General features: G+C 70.3%; 18 protein-coding genes and 1 riboswitch. Of the genes, 13 read left to right on the top strand and 5 right to left on the bottom strand.

Annotated features, from left to right (window positions below):
* Positions 1–182: 182 nt before the first annotated feature.
* From ACIBNE_RS31985 to ACIBNE_RS31940, 10 genes are all read left to right on the top strand, one after another.
* Positions 183–791: a CDP-alcohol phosphatidyltransferase family protein gene (locus ACIBNE_RS31985; RefSeq protein ID WP_399277764.1), complete on the top strand. Its 609-nt coding sequence runs from the start codon at positions 183–185 to the stop codon at positions 789–791.
* Between the two features lie 113 nt (positions 792–904).
* Positions 905–3400: a sugar phosphate nucleotidyltransferase gene (locus ACIBNE_RS31980; RefSeq protein ID WP_399277763.1), complete on the top strand. Its 2496-nt coding sequence runs from the start codon at positions 905–907 to the stop codon at positions 3398–3400.
* A 97-nt stretch (positions 3401–3497) separates the two neighbouring features.
* Positions 3498–4397, top strand: coding sequence for a DUF881 domain-containing protein (locus ACIBNE_RS31975; RefSeq protein ID WP_399277761.1), 900 nt, complete (start codon positions 3498–3500; stop codon positions 4395–4397).
* Complete coding sequence (locus ACIBNE_RS31970; protein WP_006376801.1) at positions 4394–4726, top strand: small basic family protein; 333 nt, start codon at positions 4394–4396, stop codon at positions 4724–4726. Before ACIBNE_RS31975 ends, ACIBNE_RS31970 begins: the two co-directional genes overlap by 4 nt.
* Before the next feature lie 5 nt (positions 4727–4731).
* Complete coding sequence (locus tag ACIBNE_RS31965; protein ID WP_399277759.1) at positions 4732–5634, top strand: DUF881 domain-containing protein; 903 nt, start codon at positions 4732–4734, stop codon at positions 5632–5634.
* 82 nt (positions 5635–5716) lie between these two features.
* Positions 5717–6661: an FHA domain-containing protein gene (locus ACIBNE_RS31960; RefSeq protein WP_399277792.1), complete on the top strand. Its 945-nt coding sequence runs from the start codon at positions 5717–5719 to the stop codon at positions 6659–6661.
* 42 nt (positions 6662–6703) lie between these two features.
* Positions 6704–7444 carry a MerR family transcriptional regulator gene (locus ACIBNE_RS31955; protein ID WP_399277757.1) on the top strand — a complete coding sequence of 247 codons (741 nt, stop codon included), beginning with the start codon at positions 6704–6706 and terminating at the stop codon, positions 7442–7444.
* A 53-nt stretch (positions 7445–7497) separates the two neighbouring features.
* Positions 7498–7971 (top strand): bifunctional nuclease family protein, encoded by a 474-nt coding sequence (locus ACIBNE_RS31950; RefSeq protein WP_006123076.1) that lies wholly within the window; start codon positions 7498–7500, stop codon positions 7969–7971.
* Between the two features lie 195 nt (positions 7972–8166).
* On the top strand, positions 8167–8784 hold the full coding sequence (locus tag ACIBNE_RS31945) for a MerR family transcriptional regulator (RefSeq protein WP_399277756.1): 618 nt from the start codon (positions 8167–8169) through the stop codon (positions 8782–8784).
* A 121-nt stretch (positions 8785–8905) separates the two neighbouring features.
* On the top strand, positions 8906–10342 hold the full coding sequence (locus ACIBNE_RS31940) for a DNA polymerase IV (RefSeq protein WP_399277754.1): 1437 nt from the start codon (positions 8906–8908) through the stop codon (positions 10340–10342).
* A 32-nt stretch (positions 10343–10374) separates the two neighbouring features.
* Here the strand turns inward: ACIBNE_RS31940 and ACIBNE_RS31935 are convergent, their stop codons facing one another.
* Positions 10375–10752, bottom strand: coding sequence for a PRC-barrel domain-containing protein (locus tag ACIBNE_RS31935; protein ID WP_399277752.1), 378 nt, complete (start codon positions 10750–10752; stop codon positions 10375–10377).
* 124 nt (positions 10753–10876) lie between these two features.
* Positions 10877–10973, top strand: a riboswitch (glycine riboswitch).
* Between the two features lie 180 nt (positions 10974–11153).
* On the opposite strand from ACIBNE_RS31935, the gene gcvP reads away from it, so the two are divergent.
* Positions 11154–14039 (top strand): aminomethyl-transferring glycine dehydrogenase, encoded by a 2886-nt coding sequence (gene gcvP, locus ACIBNE_RS31930; RefSeq protein ID WP_399277750.1) that lies wholly within the window; start codon positions 11154–11156, stop codon positions 14037–14039.
* Positions 14040–14162: 123 nt separating this feature from the next.
* Here gcvP and ACIBNE_RS31925 read toward each other — a convergent pair whose 3' ends face one another.
* Entirely contained in the window at positions 14163–14369 is a 207-nt protein-coding gene (locus tag ACIBNE_RS31925; RefSeq protein WP_399277790.1) for a DUF5999 family protein, read from the bottom strand.
* A gap of 341 nt (positions 14370–14710) precedes the next feature.
* Entirely contained in the window at positions 14711–15298 is a 588-nt protein-coding gene (locus ACIBNE_RS31920) for a hypothetical protein (RefSeq protein WP_399277748.1), read from the bottom strand.
* Between the two features lie 509 nt (positions 15299–15807).
* Here ACIBNE_RS31920 and ACIBNE_RS31915 point away from each other — a divergent pair.
* A complete protein-coding gene (locus ACIBNE_RS31915; protein WP_399277747.1) occupies positions 15808–17316 on the top strand; it encodes a glutamate--cysteine ligase in 1509 nt (502 codons plus the stop codon).
* Between the two features lie 50 nt (positions 17317–17366).
* Here ACIBNE_RS31915 and ACIBNE_RS31910 read toward each other — a convergent pair whose 3' ends face one another.
* The gene (locus tag ACIBNE_RS31910) at positions 17367–19154 is read right to left on the bottom strand and encodes a substrate-binding domain-containing protein (RefSeq protein ID WP_399277745.1); all 1788 of its coding nucleotides are present in this window, start codon (positions 19152–19154) and stop codon (positions 17367–17369) included.
* Between the two features lie 186 nt (positions 19155–19340).
* Here ACIBNE_RS31910 and ACIBNE_RS31905 point away from each other — a divergent pair, with 186 nt between their 5' ends.
* A complete protein-coding gene (locus ACIBNE_RS31905) occupies positions 19341–20120 on the top strand; it encodes a CPBP family intramembrane glutamic endopeptidase (RefSeq protein ID WP_399277743.1) in 780 nt (259 codons plus the stop codon).
* A 153-nt stretch (positions 20121–20273) separates the two neighbouring features.
* Here ACIBNE_RS31905 and ACIBNE_RS31900 read toward each other — a convergent pair whose 3' ends face one another.
* On the bottom strand, positions 20274–21113 hold the full coding sequence (locus ACIBNE_RS31900) for a PhzF family phenazine biosynthesis protein (protein WP_399277741.1): 840 nt from the start codon (positions 21111–21113) through the stop codon (positions 20274–20276).
* Positions 21114–21206: the final 93 nt, after the last annotated feature.

Genomic DNA, 21206 nt, shown 5'->3' with positions numbered 1-21206 from the left:
GGTACTGCAGGGGGGACCCTGTGGGAGAGTAGGACGCCGCCGAACAATCATTGTGGGAGAGCCCCGCACCTTATGGTGCGGGGCTTTTCTGCGTTGCGCGCCACCCCCTGTCCCCCTGCCGACCGAGGCTGAGGGTAAGGTCAGGGGGCATCGTCAGTACGAACCTCACAGGAGGCCCCCGGGTGGAGGTCCAGGAGACTCGGGTCCAGACGGACCGGGTCCTCACCATCCCCAACATCCTCAGCATGGCTCGCCTTGTTGGGGTACCGCTCTTCCTGTGGTTGATCCTTCAGCCAGCCTTCGACGGGCCCAATTACGACAAGTGGGCGCTGCTGGTGCTGATGCTCAGCGGCATCAGCGACTACCTCGACGGAAAGCTCGCCCGCCGCTGGAACCAGATCAGCAGCCTCGGCCGGCTACTCGATCCGGCTGCCGACCGGCTGTACATCCTTTCCACTCTGGTCGGTCTGACCTGGCGGGAGATCCTGCCGATTTGGCTTACCGCCGCCTTGCTGGCCCGAGAGCTGATGCTGTTGGTGATGGTGGGAATCCTCCGCCGTCACGGCTATCCGCCGCCGCAGGTGAACTTCCTCGGGAAGGCCGCCACCTTCAACCTGATGTACGCCTTCCCCTTGTTGCTGCTCAGCGACGGGACGGGGTGGCTGGCGACAGCCGCATCGATTTTCGGATGGGCGTTCGCCGGATGGGGTACAACGCTCTACTGGTGGGCAGGGATCCTCTACGTGGTTCAGGTCCGCCGGCTCGTGAAGGCGGATAAAACGGTCGATTGAGCCCGTCGATGCGGTGACTAGCAGCGTTGCTGAGCCGCGGCCGGTGAAATGGACCTGCCTGGACGGGTGAAGTCGGCTGGACCGTCGTCTCTTCTGAGGAGGACGCTTCCGACATGAAGGCCGTCGTGATGGCCGGTGGCGAAGGAACCCGACTTCGCCCCATGACCTCAAGCATGCCCAAGCCGCTCCTGCCGGTGGCGAACCGGCCGATCATGGAACATGTGCTGCGTCTCCTCAAGCGGCATGGGCTCAGTGAGACCGTCGTGACCGTGCAGTTTCTCGCTTCGCTGGTGAAGAACTACTTCGGCGACGGAGAAGAGCTCGGTATGGAGCTCACCTATGCCAACGAGGAGAAGCCTCTCGGCACAGCCGGCAGCGTCAAGAACGCCGAGGAAGCGCTGAAGGACGATGCTTTCCTGGTCATCTCCGGCGATGCCCTCACCGACTTCGACCTGACGGACCTCATCGACTTCCACAAGGAGAAGGGCGCACTCGTCACGGTGTGCCTGACGCGCGTGCCGAATCCGCTGGAGTTCGGCATCACGATCGTGGACGAAGAGGGAAAGGTCGAGCGGTTCCTGGAGAAGCCCACGTGGGGGCAGGTCTTCTCGGACACGGTCAACACGGGCATCTACGTGATGGAGCCCGAGGTCTTCGGGTACGTCGAGCCCGATGTGCCCGTGGACTGGTCCGGTGACGTCTTCCCGCAGCTGATGAAGGAAGGCAAGCCGATCTACGGCTACGTCGCCGAGGGCTACTGGGAGGACGTCGGCACCCACGAGAGCTACGTCAAGGCCCAGGCCGACGTCCTTGAGGGCAAGGTCGAAGTGGACATCGACGGGTTCGAGATCTCCCCCGGGGTGTGGGTCGCCGAAGGCGCGGAGGTGCACCCCGACGCGGTGCTCCGCGGGCCGCTCTACATCGGCGACTACGCCAAGGTCGAAGCCGACGTGGAGATCCGCGAGCACACCGTGGTGGGCTCCAACGTCGTGGTGAAGACCGGTGCCTTCCTGCACAAGACCGTCGTGCACGACAACGTCTACATCGGGCAGCACAGCAATCTGCGCGGCTGCGTCATCGGCAAGAACACCGACGTCATGCGGGCCGCGCGGATCGAGGACGGCGCGGTCATCGGGGACGAGTGCCTCGTCGGCGAGGAATCGATCATCCAGGGGAACGTACGCGTCTACCCCTTCAAGACCATCGAGGCCGGCGCGTTCGTCAACACCTCCGTCATCTGGGAGTCACGGGGGCAGGCGCACCTCTTCGGAGCCCGGGGCGTGTCCGGAATCCTCAACGTCGAGATCACCCCGGAGCTGGCGGTGCGGCTCGCGGGGGCGTACGCGACGACCCTGAAGAAGGGCGCAACGGTCACCACCGCCCGTGACCACTCGCGCGGCGCGCGGGCGCTCAAGCGGGCGGTCATCTCGGCGCTCCAGGCGAGCGCGATCGACGTGCGCGACCTGGAGAACGTCCCGCTGCCCGTGGCCAGGCAGCAGACCGCGCGGGGCAGCGCCGGCGGCATCATGATCCGTACTTCTCCCGGTGTCCCCGACTCCGTGGACATCATGTTCTTCGACGAGCGGGGAGCCGACCTGTCCCAGGCGGGGCAGCGGAAGCTGGACCGGGTCTACGCACGCCAGGAGTACCGGCGGGCCTTCCCCGGGGAGATCGGTGACCTCCGGTTCCCGTCGAGCGTCTTCGACTCGTACACCGGTTCCCTCCTCCGCAACGTCAACACCACCGGGATCGCGGAGGCCGGGCTCAAGGTGGTGGTCGACGCGTCCAACGGAAGTGCCGGCCTCGTCCTGCCCAGCCTGCTCGGGCGGCTGCGCGTCGAGTCGCTGACCATCAACCCGGGACTCGACGAGTCGCGGCCCACCGAGTCCGCCGAGTCCCGCAGGTCGGGCATGGTCAGGCTGGGCGAGATCGTCGCCTCGGCCAGGGCGGCCTTCGGGGTGCGCTTCGACCCGGTGGGGGAGCGGCTGTCGCTGGTCGACGAGCGCGGCCGGATCATCGAGGACGACCGGGCGCTGCTGGTGATGCTGGACCTCGTCGCGGCCGAACGGCGCAGCGGGCGCGTCGCCCTCCCGGTGACCACCACGCGGATCGCCGAGCAGGTGGCCGCGTACCACGGGACCCAAGTCGACTGGACGACGACGTCGCCCGACGACCTGACGAGGGTGGGGCGCGAGGAGACCACGATCTTCGGCGGCGACGCCAAGGGCGGGTTCATCATCCCGGAGTTCAGCAGCGTCTTCGACGGCGCCGCGGCCTTCGTACGCCTGATCGGTCTCGTGGCGCGCACGCAGTTGACGCTGAGCCAGATCGACGCGCGGATTCCGCGCGCCCACGTGCTCAAGCGGGACCTGGCCACCCCCTGGGCGGTGAAGGGGCTGGTGATGCGGCGGGTCGTGGAGGAGGCGGGCGAGCGGTCGGTGGACACCACCGACGGCGTACGGGTCGTGGAGGCCGACGGGCGGTGGGTGATGGTGCTGCCCGACCCGGCCGAGGCCGTCACGCACCTGTGGGCCGAGGGGCCCGACGACGCGTCCGCGCTGGCCCTGTTGGACGAGTGGACGTCGGTGGTCGACAGCGCGGGTCGCTGACGTGTTCGTGGTGTGCCGGACGGTGTCGCGGGACGCCGTCCGGCACACCGGTGGGGCCATTCGGCGGTAGGCCCTCCGACGTGCGACGATGTGCGGCATGTCGCAGCAGCCCCCCGTTCGGAGCACCGCATCGCCACGCGCGCGTCCCGACGCGTCGATGTCGCTGTTGACCAATGTGATGGACCACAGCCTCGACGACGGGTATGCGGAGGCCGCGGCGCGCAGGGCCGCGGACGGCAGCGCCGGTCTTCCCCGTACCCTCAAGGCGAAACTGGGTCTCGCGGCCTGTCTGGTGCTCGCCGCCCTGGTGGTGACCGTGGGCGCGGCGCAGGCGCGGATAGCGGCTCCCGTGCTGGCCAAGGAGCGCGAGGAGCTCATCGACCGCATCGAGTCGGAGACCGCGGACGCGGACCGGCTGGAGAAGGACGTCGACGCGCTCCGCAAGAGCGTGAGCGAGCGGCAGCGCAAGGCCCTGGAGAAGCACGGTGGCGACCAGGGCGAGCTGGTGGGGCTGCTCGCGGGGGCCACGGAGGTGACGGGGCCAGGTCTGAAGCTCGTCGTCGACGACGCGAAGGACACCGATCAGGGTGGTGGCGGGCCGCGCGAGAGCACCGGCTTCTCCGACACCGGACGGGTCCGCGACCGCGACATGCAGCGCGTCGTCAACGGGCTGTGGCAGTCGGGAGCCGAGGCGATCGCCATCAACGGGCAGCGGCTGACCGCGCTCTCGGCGATCCGGGCGGCGGGCGACGCCATACTGGTCGACAACAAACCGCTGGTGCCTCCCTATACGGTGCTGGCGGTAGGGGACGGCAAAGAGCTGAGCACCGCGTTCCAGGACAGCGCCGACGGCCAGTACCTCCACGCGCTGCAGGAGAACTTCGGTATCCGCACCGGCATCTCGCAGCAGGAGAAGGTGCGGCTTCCGGCCGCGCCGAGCCTGATCGTACGCACAGCGGAGCCGAAGGCCGCAGAAACAGGGAAGGGCACATCGTGATCGCCGTATTGGGCCTCGTCGTGGGAGTCGTGGCCGGATTGCTGGTCCGACCCGAAGTTCCGGCGGTGGTCGAGCCCTATCTGCCGATCGCCGTGGTGGCGGCGCTCGACGCGGTCTTCGGCGGTCTGCGGGCCATGCTCGACGGCATCTTCGTCGACAAGGTCTTCGTGGTGTCGTTCCTGTCGAACGTCGTGGTGGCCGCGCTGATCGTCTTCCTCGGAGACAAGTTGGGCGTGGGCGCGCAGCTGTCCACCGGCGTGGTGGTCGTGCTCGGCATCCGGATCTTCTCCAACGCCGCCGCGATCCGGCGCCACGTCTTCCGGGCGTGAGGCCGATGAGCAGCGATCGTGAGAACCCCGAGGGCCCCGAGAATTCTGGGAACCCCGAAATCCTCAAGGACTCCGAGAACGCGGAGCACGTGCACCCCGACCGCGGGACCGTCAAGGGCTCCGGGGCCCGCGAGGGCTCCGAGGAGCCCGGGGGACGGCCGTCGGCCGGGGAGGACGCCGGGGAGTCGGTGACGGGGCGCCAGAGGCTGATCGCGGGGCTGTGGCCGCCGCGGGTCACCCGCGCCCAACTGGTGGTGGCCCTGCTGCTGTTCGGTCTCGGTCTCGGGCTCGCCATCCAGGTGAGGTCGAACAGCGACGACAACGCGCTGCGCGGCGCACGTCAGGAGGATTTGGTACGGATCCTCGATGAACTGGATGACCGTACGAAGCGTCTAGAGGATGAGAAGCAGCGTCTGGACGACCAGCGCACAGAGCTGGAGAACAGCTCCGACCAGGCGGAGGAGGCACGCAAGCAGACGCTTGAGAAGGAGCGGCAGCTGGGCATCCTCGCCGGGACGGTCGCCGCGCAGGGCCCCGGCATCACGCTGACGGTCAACGACCCCGGTCGTGCCGTCGAGGCGGACATGCTCCTGGACGCCATCCAGGAGCTGCGCGCCGCGGGGGCCGAGGCGATCCAGGTCAACGGGGTGCGGGTGGTCGCCAACACGTACTTCTCCGGCGTCGACGGGAACCTCGAAGCGGACGGGCGGAAGATCACCGCTCCGTACGTCTTCGAGGTCATCGGGAAGCCGCAGGACCTGGAGCCCGCGCTGAACATCCCCGGTGGTGTGGTGCAGACGCTGGAGAAGGAGCAGGCCACGGCCTCAGTGACACGCGAGGAGAAGATCGTCGTGGATGCCTTGCGACCTGCGAATCGGCCTGACTACGCTCGGTCGTCGTCGCAGTGAGGCGGGGGCGCATGGGGCCGGTGGGACAAGGGCATGAGGTTCCGGGGGGTCGCCGCACCGGAAGAGCGGTGCGTGGTGGAAACTGTCTGGTGGATACGGACGTTGTGAAGATGTCCGGGCCGGCAGGTGTGTTCGTTCAGGGTTCGTCCTGCCCCACGGGCGGGTCTATTTCGGTCAAGGGGAATCGCCCGTGAAGTTGTTTGCGAAGTTGTTCGGTAGGAGTTCGCGCGAGAGCGGCGGCAACAGCGCCGCGAGGCACCGCGCGCCGAGGCACGGTCAGCCCGATGAGCACGGTGAGGAGCGTCCGCTCTTCCGTGACGAGCTGGGTGCCGCGGGTGGCGACAATTCGGGCGCTCAGGGCGCGCCGTCTGTTGACCCTGCTGGTGCCGGGCGCATAGGTTTCGGGGAACCATCAACCTCTGGTGCGGGCGGAGGGTTTGCCCCCGATCCGTATGCAACGCAGGCTCGCGCGGGGCAGCCGCGGCAGGAGGACTCGTCCATGCCGGTTTGTACGAGGTGCGGCCACCGCAACGCGGAGGCCAGTCGGTTCTGTTCCAACTGCGGTGCGCCGCTGCGCGGCGGGGTGCCCGCCGAGCGCGCCTCGGAGACCACGTCCACCATCTCGATCTCGGGCCTTGAGGCCTACGACTCGGAGATGACGGGACAGACGGCCCTGCCGTCGCTCTCGCCCGAGGCCCAGGCCGCCGTCGAGGCGCTGCCGCTCGGCTCGGCGCTGCTGGTGGTGCGCCGCGGTCCGAACTCGGGCAGCCGCTTCCTGCTGGACGGCGACCTGACGACGGCCGGCCGTCACCCGCAGAGCGACATCTTCCTGGACGACGTGACGGTCTCGCGTCGCCACGTGGAGTTCCGCAGGGGTTCCGGCGGGTTCACCGTCGCGGACGTCGGCAGCCTCAACGGCACGTACGTCAACCGTGAGCGGATCGACGAGGTCGCGCTCGCGAACGGTGACGAGGTGCAGATCGGCAAGTACCGGCTGGTCTTCTACGCGAGCCAGCGGGGCGTGTGACCTTCCCCCGGACCAGGTCCGGGGGTCTCGCAGGGAAGGTTCATGCTGGAAACAACGACGGGCGGTGCCGGTCACGGCACCGCCGCCGCTGACCGGATGCTGAGCATCGGCGCCGTGCTGAGCGAGCTCCGGGAGGAATTCCCCGAGGTCACGATCTCCAAGATCCGCTTCTTGGAGGCGGAGGGCCTGGTCGAGCCGTTCCGGACGCCGTCCGGCTATCGGAAGTTCAGCCCCGAGGACGTCGGGCGCCTGGCCCAGGTGCTGCGGATGCAGCGGGACCACTATCTGCCGCTCAAGGTCATCCGTGAGCACCTGGACGCCCTGGCGCGGGGCGAACAGGTCCAGCTGCCGTCTCCCGGCGGCAGGCGCGAACTGCTCGACGGCTCCTGGGAGCTCGAAGCGGACGCGCCGACCGTCGCCCGGGTCGGACGGGCCGAGCTGCTGGCCGCCGCCGAGGTCGGCGAGGCGGAGCTCGACGAGTGGGAGTCGTACGGGCTGATCGCGCCGGTCTCCGAGGGCGTGTACGACGCCGAGGCGGTCACCGTCGCCAAACTTGTCGCGGATCTGGGGAGATTCGGTCTCGAACCGAGGCACCTGCGGGCGATGCGGGGAGCCGCCGACCGCGAGGCCAGCCTGATCGAACAGGTGGTCGCGCCGCTGCGCAGGCACCGCAATCCGCAGACCAGGGCGCATGCGGAGGCCACGGCCAAGGAGCTCGCCACCCTCTCCGTACGGCTGCACGCGGCCCTGGTGCAGACGGCGCTGAGGATAAGGCTTGACTGATCTTGGCGGAGCCCGACTACCCAAACCCACCGGGCACGTCCTAGGGTTGCTGTGTGAACGAGCTCGACGTTGTGGGTGTCCGGGTGGAAATGCCCTCCAATCAACCGATCGTGCTCCTGCGTGAAGTGGGAGGCGATCGGTACCTCCCCATTTGGATCGGCCCCGGGGAGGCGACCGCGATCGCCTTCGCGCAGCAGGGCATGGCTCCCGCGCGGCCGCTGACCCACGACCTTTTCAAGGACGTGCTCGAAGCGGTCGGCCAGGAGCTCACCGAGGTCCGCATCACGGACCTCAGGGAAGGGGTCTTCTACGCGGAGCTGGTCTTCGCCAGCGGGGTGGAGGTCAGCGCGCGGCCGTCCGACGCCATAGCGCTGGCCCTGCGGACGGGGACGCCGATCTACGGCAGCGACGGCGTGCTGGACGACGCCGGCATCGCGATCCCCGACGAGCAGGAGGACGAGGTGGAGAAGTTCCGCGAGTTCCTCGACCAGATCTCTCCGGAGGACTTCGGGACCAACAGCCAGTGAGTCGCGGTCCCGCGCGCCACGCATGGCGGAATATGCCGGGCGCTTTGGCCACATTCGAGTAGCCTTTCCCCGAAGAGGGATACGGGAAACCACTCCTAGGGTGATTATCACTCGGCGTGCCGAGTGTGGCGATCGTTGACGCACCCCGAGTGACTGCCTACCGTCGAGATGGCAGGTCAAGGACGGAGGGTCGGCGTGAGAAGCACTGGCGACGGTACGGCCGCGGGCAGGCCGTACCCACTGCGCAATGGCCCCGTCGAATCCTCCGCCAGGCAGCCGGGCGCCCCGGTCGCTCCGGCGGCGGCAGGTGCGGCGCGGAGCGACGAGATCGGTTACCGGGGGCCGACCGCGTGTGCGGCGGCCGGGATCACGTACCGGCAGCTCGACTACTGGGCGCGGACGGGGCTGGTGGAGCCCAGCGTGCGCCCGGCCTACGGTTCGGGCACCCAGCGGCTCTACAGCTTCCGGGACGTCGTCGTCCTCAAGATCGTGAAGCGTTTCCTGGACACGGGCGTGGCCCTGCAGAACATCCGTACGGCCGTGCAGCACCTGCGGGAGCGGGGCTTCACGGACCTTGAGCGGATGACGCTGATGAGCGACGGGGCGACGGTGTACGAGTGCACGTCGCCCGACGAGGTCGTGGACCTGCTCCAAGGGGGACAGGGCGTCTTCGGGATCGCCGTCGGCGTGGTGTGGCGCGACGTCGAGGCGGCGCTCTCGCAGCTGCACGGCGAGCGCGTGGACACCGGGGAGACCCTGGTCGGGCACAACCCGGCGGACGAGCTGGCACGGCGGCGCAACCGCGCGGTGTGAACCGCGGGTACGGACCTAGGCGCGGGGCACGGCGGTTCCCACCGTCGTGCCCCGCGCCGTATTGCCTGGTGGGGCGTGTGCCGGGCCCGATTGTCAGTGGCGTAGGGCAGCATCGGTCGATGTGAGGACCGCGCCGACGATTCTGCATCTGGACATGGATGCCTTCTTCGCTGCCGCAGAGCAGGCGGCGAAGCCCAGCCTGCGCGGAAAGGCCGTGGTGGTCGGCGGCCTGGGGCCGCGCGGGGTGGTGTCCACGGCGTCGTACGAGGCGCGGCGGTTCGGGGTGCACTCGGCGATGCCGATGTCCCAGGCGCGGCGGCTCGTGCCGAACGCCGCGTACCTGGTGCCGCGCTTCGCGCTCTACCGGGCGGTGAGCGATCAGGTCATGGAGCTGCTGGGGCGGCTGTCGCCGCTGGTGGAGCCGTTGAGCCTGGACGAGGCGTTCGTCGACCTGGAGGCCGGTGGCGCGGCCGACGGGGAGGCTTCGGCCCGTGCGGTCGGCAAGCGGTTGCGCGAGGACATCCGGGCGGTGACGGGGCTGACCGGATCCGTGGGGCTCGCCGGGTCGAAGATGCTCGCCAAGATCGCGTCCGAGCAGGCCAAGCCGGACGGTCTGGTGCTGATAGTGCCGGGGACGGAGCGGGAGCTGCTGGCGCCCCAGCCGGTGCGGATCCTGCCGGGGGTCGGTCCGGCGACGGGGGAGCACTTGAGGCGGGCGGGGATCGCGACGGTCGCGGAGCTGGCGGAGGCGGGCGAGGACGAGCTCGTACGGCTGCTGGGGAAGGCGCACGGGGCCGCGCTGTACCGGATGGCGCTGGGGTACGACGACCGGCCGGTGAACGCGGAGCGGGAGTCGAAGTCCGTCTCCGTCGAGGACACCTTCGACGTCGACCTGCACGACCGGGTGCGCGTGCGGATCGAGGTGGAGCGGCTGGCCGAGCGGTGCGTGGAGCGGCTGCGGGCAGCGGGGCGCTCGGGGCGGACGGTGGTGCTGAAGGTGCGGAGGTACGACTTCTCGACGCTGACGCGTTCGGAGACGCTGCGGGGGCCGACGGACGATCCCGCGGTGGTGCGGGAGGCCGCGGGGCGGCTCCTGGAGGCCGTGGACACCACGGGAGGGGTGCGCCTGCTCGGGGTGGGCGTGAGCGGGCTGGCCGACTTCACGCAGGAGGACCTGTTCGCCCAGGCGGCGACGGCCGCCGCGGCCGCGGCTGGTGAGGGGGCCGGTGAGGGGGCGGCGTCGGGCGGTGGAGGCGGCGGGGGCGGCCCTGCGGCGGACGGCGGGGAGAGCGCGGCGGAGCCGGAGGCGGTGGCCGGGGAGACCGCGGCGCCGGTCGAGCGGCGCTGGCTCGCGGGGCACGACGTGCGGCACGCGGAATTCGGGCCGGGGTGGGTGCAGGGCAGCGGTGTGGGCCGGGTGACCGTCCGCTTCGAGGAGCCGGGGTCGGCGCCCGGCCGGGTGCGTACGTTCAGGGTGGACGACCCCGCCCTGGAGCCGAGCGAGCCGCTGCCGCTGGTGCCCGGGGCTCTGATACCGGGGGCGGCGGGCAGCGGCTGACCGGCGGACGGCGGCGGCCGACCAGAGGGGATTCAGCCGTCCTGGCCCGCGATCCTGCCGAAATCCCGGTCCTCCCCGGTGGCCGACCGGGGCGGGGCGGGCAGGTCGAGCCCGTAGTGGTGGTAGAGCTGGATCTCCTGCTCGGGAGAGAGGTGGCGGCCGACGCCGAAGTCGGGTGCTTCCCTGATCAGGGAGCGGTCGAAGGGGATGCGGAGTACGTCGTCGACCAGCTCGCTCGGTTCCAGCGGTACGAAGGCGTCGCGGCCGAAGATCCCGGTGCGTACCGCGGCCCACTCCGGCACGCCCGTGGCGTCGTCGAGGTAGACCTCGTCCACCGTCCCGATCTTGGTGCCATTGCGGTCGAACGCCTTGCGGCCGATCAGGCTGCGCGGATCAACGTCGGTCTGCACGGTCCCTCCAACAGGTCGCCAGCAGGTCGCAACAGGTCTGGAAATACTACAAAAGTGCAGATCCTGGGCAACGGCCACTCGAAACTGCCTCGAAAACTGCGCTGGTAGGCTGACGAGTGGCTGCTGACCCCGTGCGGGAGAGTCCTCCAAGGCTTCATCGGAGGCGCCGAAGGAGCAAATCCTCCCCGGAATCTCTCAGGCACCCGTACCGCATGGACGAGGTCACTCTGGAAAGCAGGACGAGTGTCGGTCGGCATGCGTCCTCACCGACGGTGAAAGTCGGAGCGCGCGTTTCGGCGGTCCGGTGAAGCTCTCAGGTTGAGATGACAGAGGGGGAGGCCGTACGGGTACCCGCGCCGTGGTGCCCCTCGCAGGTCGTGTCTGACCAGGAGGCCTCCTTAATGACCGCCAACCGCATTCCGCTCGCCCAGCTGGAGCGAGGCATCCCCTTCGAGCAGCGCCACATCGGCCCTGACGCCGGGGCGCAGGCGAAGATGCTCGCCCAGGTCGGCTACGGCTCGCTGGACGAGCTGACCGCCGCCGCGGTGCCGGATGTGATCAAGAGCGCCGAGGCCCTCGGGCTGCCGGACGCCCGCACGGAGGCCGAGGTCCTGGCCGAGCTGCGGACGCTCGCCGACCGCAACCAGGTCCTCGCCCCGATGATCGGCCTCGGCTACTACGGCACGTTCACCCCGCCGGTGATCCTCCGCAACGTGATGGAGAACCCGGCCTGGTACACCGCCTACACGCCGTACCAGCCGGAGATCTCCCAGGGCCGCCTCGAAGCCCTGCTGAACTTCCAGACCGTGGTCGCCGAGCTGGCCGGCCTGCCCACCTCCGGCGCCTCGCTCCTCGACGAGGGCACCGCCGCCGCCGAGGCGATGTCCCTCGCCCGCCGCGTCGGCAAGGTCAAGGGCGGCGTCTTCCTGATCGACGCCGACACCCTGCCGCAGACGGTCGCCGTGATCGAGACCCGCGCCGAGCCGACCGGCGTCGAGGTCGTCGTCGCCGACCTGCGCGACGGCATCCCGGCCGAGATCGCCGAGCGCGGCGTCTTCGGCGTGCTCCTCCAGTACCCGGGCGCCTCCGGCGAGGTCCGCGACCTCAAGCCGGTCATCGACGCGGCCCACGAGCTCGGTGCGATCGTCACGGTCGCCGCCGACCTGCTCGCGCTGACCCTGCTCACCCCGCCCGGCGAGCTCGGCGCCGACATCGCCGTCGGCACCACCCAGCGCTTCGGCGTCCCGATGGGCTTCGGCGGCCCGCACGCCGGTTACATGGCGGTGCGCGAGAAGTTCGCGCGCAGCCTCCCCGGCCGCCTGGTCGGCGTCTCCGTGGACGCCGACGGCAACAAGGCGTACCGCCTGGCCCTGCAGACCCGCGAGCAGCACATCCGCCGCGAGAAGGCCACCAGCAACATCTGTACGGCGCAGGTGCTGCTCGCCGTCATGGCCGGGATGTACGCGGTCTACCACGGCCCCGAGGGGCTCAAGGACATCGCCCGCCGCACCCACCGCTACGCCGCGATCCTCGCCCAGGGGCTGCGCGACGGCGGCGTCGAGGTGCTGCACGGCTCGCACTTCGACACGCTGACCGTCCGCGTCCCGGGCAAGGCCGCCGACGTCCTGGCCGCCGCCCGCGAGGGCGGGGTCAACCTCCGCCTCGTCGACGCCGACACCGTGTCGATCGCCTGTGACGAGACCACCACCCGCAGCCAGCTCGCGGCGGTCTGGAGCGCCTTCGGGGTCACCGGCGACATCGAGGCGCTGGACGCCACGGCCGCCGACGCGCTGCCCGCCGGGCTGCTGCGCGACGACGAGTTCCTGGCCCACCCGGTCTTCCACCAGCACCGCTCCGAGACGGCCATGCTGCGCTACCTGCGCAAGCTCGCCGACCGCGACTACGCGCTGGACCGCGGCATGATCCCGCTCGGCTCGTGCACGATGAAGCTGAACGCGACCACCGAGATGGAGCCGGTGACCTGGCCCGAGTTCGGTCAGATCCACCCGTTCGCCCCGGTCGAGCAGGCCGCCGGCTACCTCACGCTCATCCGCGAGCTGGAGGAGCGTCTCGCCGAGGTCACCGGATACGACAAGGTCTCCATCCAGCCGAACGCCGGTTCGCAGGGCGAACTGGCCGGCCTCCTCGCCGTACGGGCGTACCACCGGGCCAACGGCGACGAGCAGCGCACCGTCTGCCTCATCCCGTCCTCCGCGCACGGCACCAACGCCGCGAGCGCGGTCATGGCGGGCATGAAGGTCGTCGTGGTGAAGACCGCGGACGACGGCGAGGTGGACGTCGAGGACCTGCGTGCCAAGATCGAGCAGCACCGCGACGAGCTGGCCGTCCTGATGATCACGTACCCCTCGACGCACGGCGTCTTCGAGGAGCACGTGGCCGACATCTGCGCCACGGTCCACGAGGCGGGCGGCCAGGTCTACGTGGACGGCGCCAACCTCAACGCGCTCGTGGGCCTCGCCAAGCCGGGCAAGTTCGGCGGCGACGTCTCGCACCTGAACCTGCACAAGACCTTCTGCATCCCGCACGGCGGCGGCGGCCCCGGCGTCGGCCCGGTCGGCGTGCGCGAGCACCTCGCGCCGTACCTGCCCAACCACCCCCTCCAGCCCACCGCGGGCCCCGAGACGGGCGTCGGGCCCATCTCGGCCGCCCCGTGGGGCTCGGCGGGCATCCTGCCGATCTCATGGGCGTACGTACGCCTGATGGGCGGCGAGGGCCTGAAGCGCGCGACGCAGGTCGCCGTACTCGCCGCCAACTACATCGCCAAGCGGCTCGAACCGCACTACCCGGTCCTGTACACCGGTCCGGCCGGTCTCGTGGCGCACGAGTGCATCGTCGACCTGCGGCCGCTGTCCAAGGCGACCGGCGTCAGCGTCGACGACATCGCCAAGCGCCTCATCGACTACGGCTTCCACGCGCCGACGATGTCCTTCCCGGTGGCCGGCACGCTGATGATCGAGCCGACCGAGAGCGAGAACCTCACCGAGCTGGACCGTTTCTGCGACACCATGATCGCGATCCGGGGCGAGATCGAGAAGGTCGCTTCGGGCGAGTGGGACGCGGACGACAACCCGCTGCGCAACGCCCCGCACACGGCCGCCGCGCTGGGCGGGGAGTGGAACCACGCCTACACCCGTGAGGAGGCGGTCTTCCCCGCAGGTGTGTCGGCGACGGAGAAGTACTGGCCGCCGGTGCGCCGGATCGACGGTGCCTTCGGTGACCGGAACCTCGTCTGCTCCTGCCCGCCGCTGGACGAGTACGACAACTGAGGCTGACGCGCGGCGGGCGCGGGGCGCTCGCCGCGCGGGGCGTCGGGGCCGGTTCGGAGTTCGCTCCGGGCCGGCCCCTTGTCGTGGTCCTGCGTCGCGCTCCTGCTGAGGTGCGGCCGCGTGTCAGGCGGCCTTCATCACCTGTCCGGCGCCGAGCGGCCGGTGCGGGGCGATGATCTGTCCGTCCGGCAGCAGCTCACCGGTGTCCTCGAACAGGAGGACGCCGTTGCACAGCAGGCTCCAGCCCTGCTCCGGGTGGTGAGCCAAGAGGCGGGCTGCTTCCCGGTCGGCTGAGTCGGCTGTCGGGCACGGTGGCTGGTGCTGGCACATGGTGGATGGATTCTTTCGCTGCGTGGAATTGACTGTCCTGCGGCTCGATGCGGTGTTCATGGCCGCCCCCCGTATCAATCGGTCGGTACCAGTGTTGCCCTACGGGCGTCAATCCGCAGGGATTTCGCAGCAGCTCTGCCTTCTCCTCTCATGACGCGTCACCCGCCCGGACGGTTCAGTTCAACTGCACTGTCCCTTCGGGTGGTTCGGGGTGGTCGGACTGGGCTAGTCCGGATGGGGTCCAAGGGTCAGGAGAGCGCTGTGCCCCGCCGCTGTCGGCTGCGGCGGGGCACAGGAGGGGCGCAAGAAGGGGCGGACGCGCGGGCGTTGCGCCCGGACGGTCAGGCCGGAGTGCCGAGCAGCGACGCGGGGGTGAGGCGCAGCGTCAGCACGGGCAGCAGGTCGGCCGCCCGGTGCGGGCGGTGCGCGGTGATGCCGGGAGGGGCGGGCGCGAGGGGCACCAGGAGGTCGGTGGGCCCGAGGGTGCCGCCGGTGACGTCGGCGTCGGTGTCGCCGTGCAGCCAGAGGGTGAGCATGTAGAGCTCGGGTACGGAGAGCAGCCGCGGCTGGTAGGAGGTGCGCATCGTTTCCGCGTGCCGGAGCGCCCGTTCGGTCGACGGGACGTACGGGCCTTCGAAGAAGTGCGAGAACGCCCATCCGTCGGGGGTGAGCACGGTCTCGGCGGCGGCCACGGCGCGTTCGCCGGTGCGGATCAGGAAGCGCCAGCCGGTGAGCCGGGTGCACGGGGCCGGGTCGTCGGGAGAGATGTGGTCCAGCACGTGTACGGGCAGCGGGAGTTCGGGGCTGAGTGGTCCCTGGGCGGACTGGAGCGCGGGCGTGCGCGCCTCGCGGACTGCGGTGGGGGAACCGAGTGCCGTGAGGACGCTGCGGTGGGCGGGCGCGGGGGCCGGGGGGACATGCAGCGGCATGATGGGTCGCCTCTCACTTCGAGACAGGGGGGTGCCTGGGGCGGAGCGCGGGCAGGTGTGGGTGGAACTTGGGTGGCGTATTCGGGGCCGGGGGACGTGGCCGGTTCGCCAACTCTCTGCCTCGTTCGCGGAGTTTATACGACACGTGTTCACGTGGTGTTTCAGCTAGTCGTCCCGCGTATTGCGGGCAAGGCGGTATCAGGTCTTTCTTTTGCGGAGATTCTGTTGATTTCCTGTGGGGATCTCTCCGCTGCCTGCGGTTTTCCGAGGATTGCGGTAGGCCGGATCCAGTCGGCGTTTTTCACCACATGCAGGTCACTCGGAACCGCACCCCGAGCCGCCTGACACCGCACTCTGTGCCGTATGGGGGGAGACCGTCCTGCCGATCGGCCCAAGACTACCGGCCACACGCTGTCCGCGGGGCGTTATCGATCACTTCGCCTGGGCATTATCGACCATGACACGAGCGGCCGGTGCTGCGGGCTGCCCACTCGGGGAAGGAAGCTTCGATGGGGGAGAAGATCGTGGCAGCCGGGTTCGACCTGGCCGATCGGCAGAGGTACCGAAGGAAGTCGCACGAGTGTCTTGAGGCACTTGAGCGGCTTTTGTCGGAGAAGAGGTTCGATCGTCCCAGGAATCTCATGGGGCTGGAGATAGAATTGAATCTTGCCGGTGCGGACGGCATGCCGAGGATGATTAATGCCGAGGTTCTCCAGCGCATCGCGAGCAAGGATTTCCAGACCGAGCTCGCCATGTTCAACCTTGAAGTGAACATAGCCCCGCACCGGTTGAGCGGCCGGGTTTTCGATCAGCTCGCCGAGGAGCTCCGTACGGGCCTGGGCTACGCCCATCGAAAAGCGCACGAGGTCGACGCCGGGATCGTGATGATCGGAATTCTTCCGACGATCACCAAGGAGGAGCTGGTCTCCGCGAACCTCTCCGACGTCGACCGCTACATGCTGCTGAACGACCAGATGGTGGCGGCCAGGGGCGAGGACTTCGTACTGGACATCGAGGGGGTGGAGCGGCTGAGCTGCACCTCGGCCTCGATAGCTCCCGAAGCGGCCTGCACCTCCGTGCAGCTGCACCTCCAGGTCACGCCCGCCCGGTTCGCGGACGTGTGGAACGCGGCGCAGGCCGTCGCGGCGGTGCAGGTCGCGATAGGCGCCAACGCGCCCTTCGTGTTCGGCCGGGAGCTGTGGCGCGAATCGCGGCCCCCGCTGTTCCAGCAGGCCACCGACGTACGGCCGCCGGAGCTCCAGGCACAGGGGGTGCGGCCGCGCACCTGGTTCGGGGAGCGGTGGGTCGACTCCGCGTACGAACTCTTCGAGGAGAACCTGCGGTTCTTCCCGCCGCTGCTGCCGGTCTGCGACGACGAGGAGCCGCTGCGCGTGCTCGACGACGGGGGCGTTCCCCGGCTCGCGGAGCTCACCCTGCACAACGGCACGGTCTACCGCTGGAACCGCCCGGTGTACGGGCTGGCCGACGGCGTACCCCATCTGCGCGTGGAGAACCGCGTACTGCCCGCGGGGCCCACGGTGACCGACGTCATCGCCAACAGCGCGTTCTACTACGGCCTCGTGCGCGCGCTCGCCGAGGACGCCAGGCCGGTCTGGCGGCGCCTGCCCTTCGCCGCGGCGGCCGAGAACTTCGACACGGCCTGCCGCCACGGCATCGACGCGGAGCTGCACTGGCCCCGCCCGGTGCGCGGCGGCGGCATCACGCGGGTGCCGGTCGTCAAGCTCGTACGGGACGAACTGCTGCCGCTCGCCGCGGCCGGGCTCGACGCGTGGAACGTCGAGCCCGCGGACCGCGACCACTACCTGGGGATCATCGAGGAGCGCTGCCGGCGCCGGGTCAACGGGGCGTCCTGGCAGGTCGACACGTACCACCGCGCACTCGAAGCGGGGCTGGGGCGGGAGGCCGCGCTGGCCGCGATGACCCGCCGCTACAGCGAGTTGATGCACCAGGGCGAGCCGGTGCACCTGTGGCCCGCCGGGTTCCCGGCCCGGCACTGAGGCACGGCCGCCGGGGCCGGGGCGCGCCGGTCAGGGCTGGTCAGGGCCGGTCAGGGCTGGTCGGCGCGGCCCGCGGCGATGATCGCCTTGAGGATCACCGGCTGGATCTCGGTGGGGTCGTCCACCTGGTGTCCCGAGCCGCCCGCGGCCTCGGCGATCTGCTCGATCTCCGCCTGGTCGGTGTTCGGGCCGATGGCGATGACGATCAGCGGCACCGGGCGCTTCAGGTCCCTGATCGCCCGCAGCCGGGAGACGAGCGAGGAGCGGGAGATGCTGTACTGGTCCTGGTTCGCGCCGTCGGTGAGGACCACCAGGGCGTTGAACTTGCCGCGCACGTAACTCGCCTGGGCCTCCTGGTACGCGGCGAGCGTCGTGTCGTACAGCCCCGTCGCCCCCTCCGGCACGGGGGCCAGCTCGGAGAACGCCTTGGTGAGCCGGGAGCGGTGGGTGCCGCCGCCCTCGACCGGTTCGCCGAGCCGCCGGGTCGGCACCAACCTGCGGTAGTCGCGGACGCCGTCCAGCGCGGTGGCGAACTCCCAGAGCCCGATCTCGTCCTCCGGCGTGAACTCGTCGATGGCCTGGATCAGCGCGCCCTTGGTGACTTCCATCCGGGACTGACCGCGGCCCGGCACGGGCTCGGCCATCGAGCCCGACGTGTCGACGACGGTCGTCAGCCGGGCGCTCTGGACGGTGATCGTCCACATGCCGAGGGTCTGCTGGACCGCCTCGGGCGCGGGCGGCTCGGTGGGGGCCGCCCCGTACGGCTGGGGAGCCGCGCCGCCGGCTGCCCGCACCAGCGCCCGCGCCACCGGCCGGTCCGGGACGCGGAACCCCGCCCTGGTCAGGACGGCCCGGGACGGGCCCTCTTCGAGCAGCGCCAGGAAGCGCTGGGCCGCGCGGCCCTGGTCGACGGAGAGTTCGGCCTCGTTGACGAAGGCGTACGGGTAGTCGAGCAGCGCCGCTCCGTCCTTGGGGTAGAAGAGGTCGATCCGGTGGTCGCGGTCTGCGGTCGCGTTGTGTCGGAAAGCGGCCTGTTCGGAGAGGAAAACGGTCTGGTTGCGCCGGGGATTGCTCTTGTCCGCGCCAGAGTCGCCGCTCGTCAGGGTCTCCAGCACCTCGGCGTCGCCGCCCGACATCCGCTGCGACAGGAGCTTGGCGGTGGCGGCGGCCGTGGTGTCGCCGTCGGCGCCCTGCTCGCGGGAGGACGCGGCGATGCCGTCGAGCGCGAGGAGCCCGGTGGCGCTGCGCGTCGGGTCCGCGGTGCCCAGGCGTAATTGTTCGGTACGGGTGACCGCTTTGGTCAGCCCGTTCCAGGTGTACGTCTTCGAGGGCCAGCCGAGGTCGGTCGCGGCCGGGCGGAGGGCGGCGAGCGTGACGGGCGAGGTGGCTATGGAGTCGCCCGTGGCGACGGGGACGCCGTCGCCGACGCCCTTGGCGCGCTCGACCCAAGCCCGGGAGTCGGGGACCCAGACCTGGAAGTCCGGGGCGTCCGACGGGCTTTCCGGTTCGTCGGCGAGGGCGTCGGCGACCTCGTACGACTCGCGGGCGGAGACCTTCACTTCGAGGCAGCGCCCGTCGGTGGTGACGCGGTCGTCGCGGGCGCGGTCGGCGATGGCCGTGAGCGCGGGGGCGACGTCCGGCGAGGCCACGACGGAGAGGCGGACGGATTCGTCGCAGGAACCGCCGAAGAAGAACAGGCCGTTGTGGGCGGCGTAGGCCGTGCCCGCCGCCACACTCAGTACGAGCGCGGTGGAGATGGCCAGGGTGCGGCGGCCGGCCTTAGGGCGGGCCCGGTGATCGTCCTGTGCGTGCGCGTCGGGCAAGCTGTGACGTCCCATGGCGGTGGGGCCCCCTGAGAGTGATCGATGAACACGGAAAGGGGGACCGCGCCATCGGAATGGCGTTCGTCCCCCGGCCTGTCGCGCGCGATCTTCGTACCTGCATTCGAGACCCTAGCGGTGCTGCGAGAGGCTTGGGACGGGATTACTCAACTGGAGGCAGGTGTGCAGTCGGAGTCGGGTCGGGTGGCCGATTCTTTTCCTCGTGAGGGAGTCTCACGAAGGATTTTCCGGTCCGAGGTGCTCCTCGTGCTGGCGCTCTCGCTGGGGGCCAGCGGGGTGTCGTCGCTGATCAGTTTTATCGGGTCGCTGACGAAGCCCGGCGGACTGAAGGACCAGGCGGCCACGCTCAACAGCTCGGCGGCGCCCGGACGGCCGTGGCTCGATCTTGCCTGGCAGCTCTTCGGGATCTCCACGGCCCTGGTGCCCGTGGCGCTGGTCGCGCATCTGCTGCTGCGGGAGGGCGCGGGGCTGCGGAGCATCGGGTTCGACCGGTCGAGACCGGGCTTCGACCTGGCGCGCGGCACGCTGCTCGCGGCGGGCATCGGCAGCGCGGGGCTGGCGTTCTACCTGGCGGCACGGACGAGCGGGTTCAACCTGACGGTGGTGCCCGAGTCGCTGCCTGACGTGTGGTGGAAGTACCCGGTGCTGATCCTGTCGGCGATCCAGAATTCCGTACTGGAGGAGGTGATCGTCGTCGGGTACCTGCTGCGCAGGCTGGGGCAGTTGGGCTGGACCCCGTTGGCGGCGCTCGTGGCGAGCTCGGTGCTGCGCGGTTCGTACCACCTCTACCAGGGCATCGGCGGGTTCGTCGGGAACATGGTGATGGGTGTGGTCTTCGGCCTCGCGTACCAGCGGTGGGGGCGGGTGGGGCCGCTGGTGGTGGCGCACGCGCTGCTCGACATCGTGGCGTTCGTGGGGTACGGGCTGCTCGCGGGGAAGGTGGGGTGGCTGCCCACCGCGTGAGGCGGGGGCCGGTCGGGCCGAAGGGGCGTACGGGATTTCCGTACGCCCCTTCGGCGTTCTGCCGCGTCCTTCGGCGCTCCGCGTGCTTCGGTGCTCCGTGCCCTTCGGTGCTCCTGTGCGTGTCTGTGCGTGCCTGTTCGTTCTTCCGTACGGTCAGGCGCGCAGGTCGCCCTCGATGACCGTCACCGCGTGGCCGTTCAGCAGGGTGCGGTCACCGCGCAGGGACGTGCGGACGATTCCGGTGCGGGCGCCGCCCTGGAGGCCGGTCAGCTCGGTGCGGCCGGTGCGGGCCGACCAGAAGGGCGCGAGCGCGGTGTGGGCGCTGCCCGTCACGGGGTCCTCGTCGATGCCCACGTTGGGGAAGAAGCCGCGCGAGACGAAGTCGTAGCCCCGGGAGGGGTCTTCGGCGGCGGCCGTGACGATGATGCCGCGCTTGCTGCGGTGCTTCAGCGCCGCCAGGTCGGGGGCGAGGCCGCGCACGGTCCGCTCGTCGGCCAGCTCGACGAGGAGGTCGCCGATGTGGTCGGCGGTGTCGTGCACGGAGACCGGGGTCGCGCCGAGGGCGTCGGCGACGCCGTCGGGGACCTCGATCGGGGTGAGCGGGGACGTCGGGAAGTCGAGGGTGACCGTGCCGTCCTGCCGGGCGGTCGCGGTGAGGACGCCGCAGCGCGCGTGGAAGCGGACGGTGCCGGTGGCGCGCCCCGTGGTGTGCAGGACGTGGGCGGTGGCGAGCGTGGCGTGCCCGCACATGTCGACCTCGGTGGTCGGGGTGAACCAGCGCAGGGCCCAGTCCTCGCCGCCGTCGGGGACGCCGTCGCCGCCGGGCGCCGCGCCCGGCGGCAGTGGGTGGGCGAAGGCGGTCTCGGAGAGGTTGACCTCGGCGGCGACCTTCTGGAGCCAGTGGTCGGCCGGGAAGGCGTCGAGGAGCAGGACCCCTGCCGGATTGCCGGAGAAGGGGCGGTCGGTGAAGGCGTCGACGATTCGGATCCGCATACGGGCGACGGTACGAGCCGGGAGAAGGCACAGGCCAAGGCCAATCAGAGGTCACTGGACCGGAAGAGGGCGGGCCGATTTCACCGCCGAGTA

Source organism: Streptomyces sp. NPDC050504 (genome assembly GCF_044458065.1).
In the GTDB taxonomy this organism is placed as follows: Bacteria; Actinomycetota; Actinomycetes; order Streptomycetales; family Streptomycetaceae; genus Streptomyces.
Note: the sequence above shows the minus strand (reverse complement) of the source record. Positions and strands in the feature narration are given on the sequence as shown.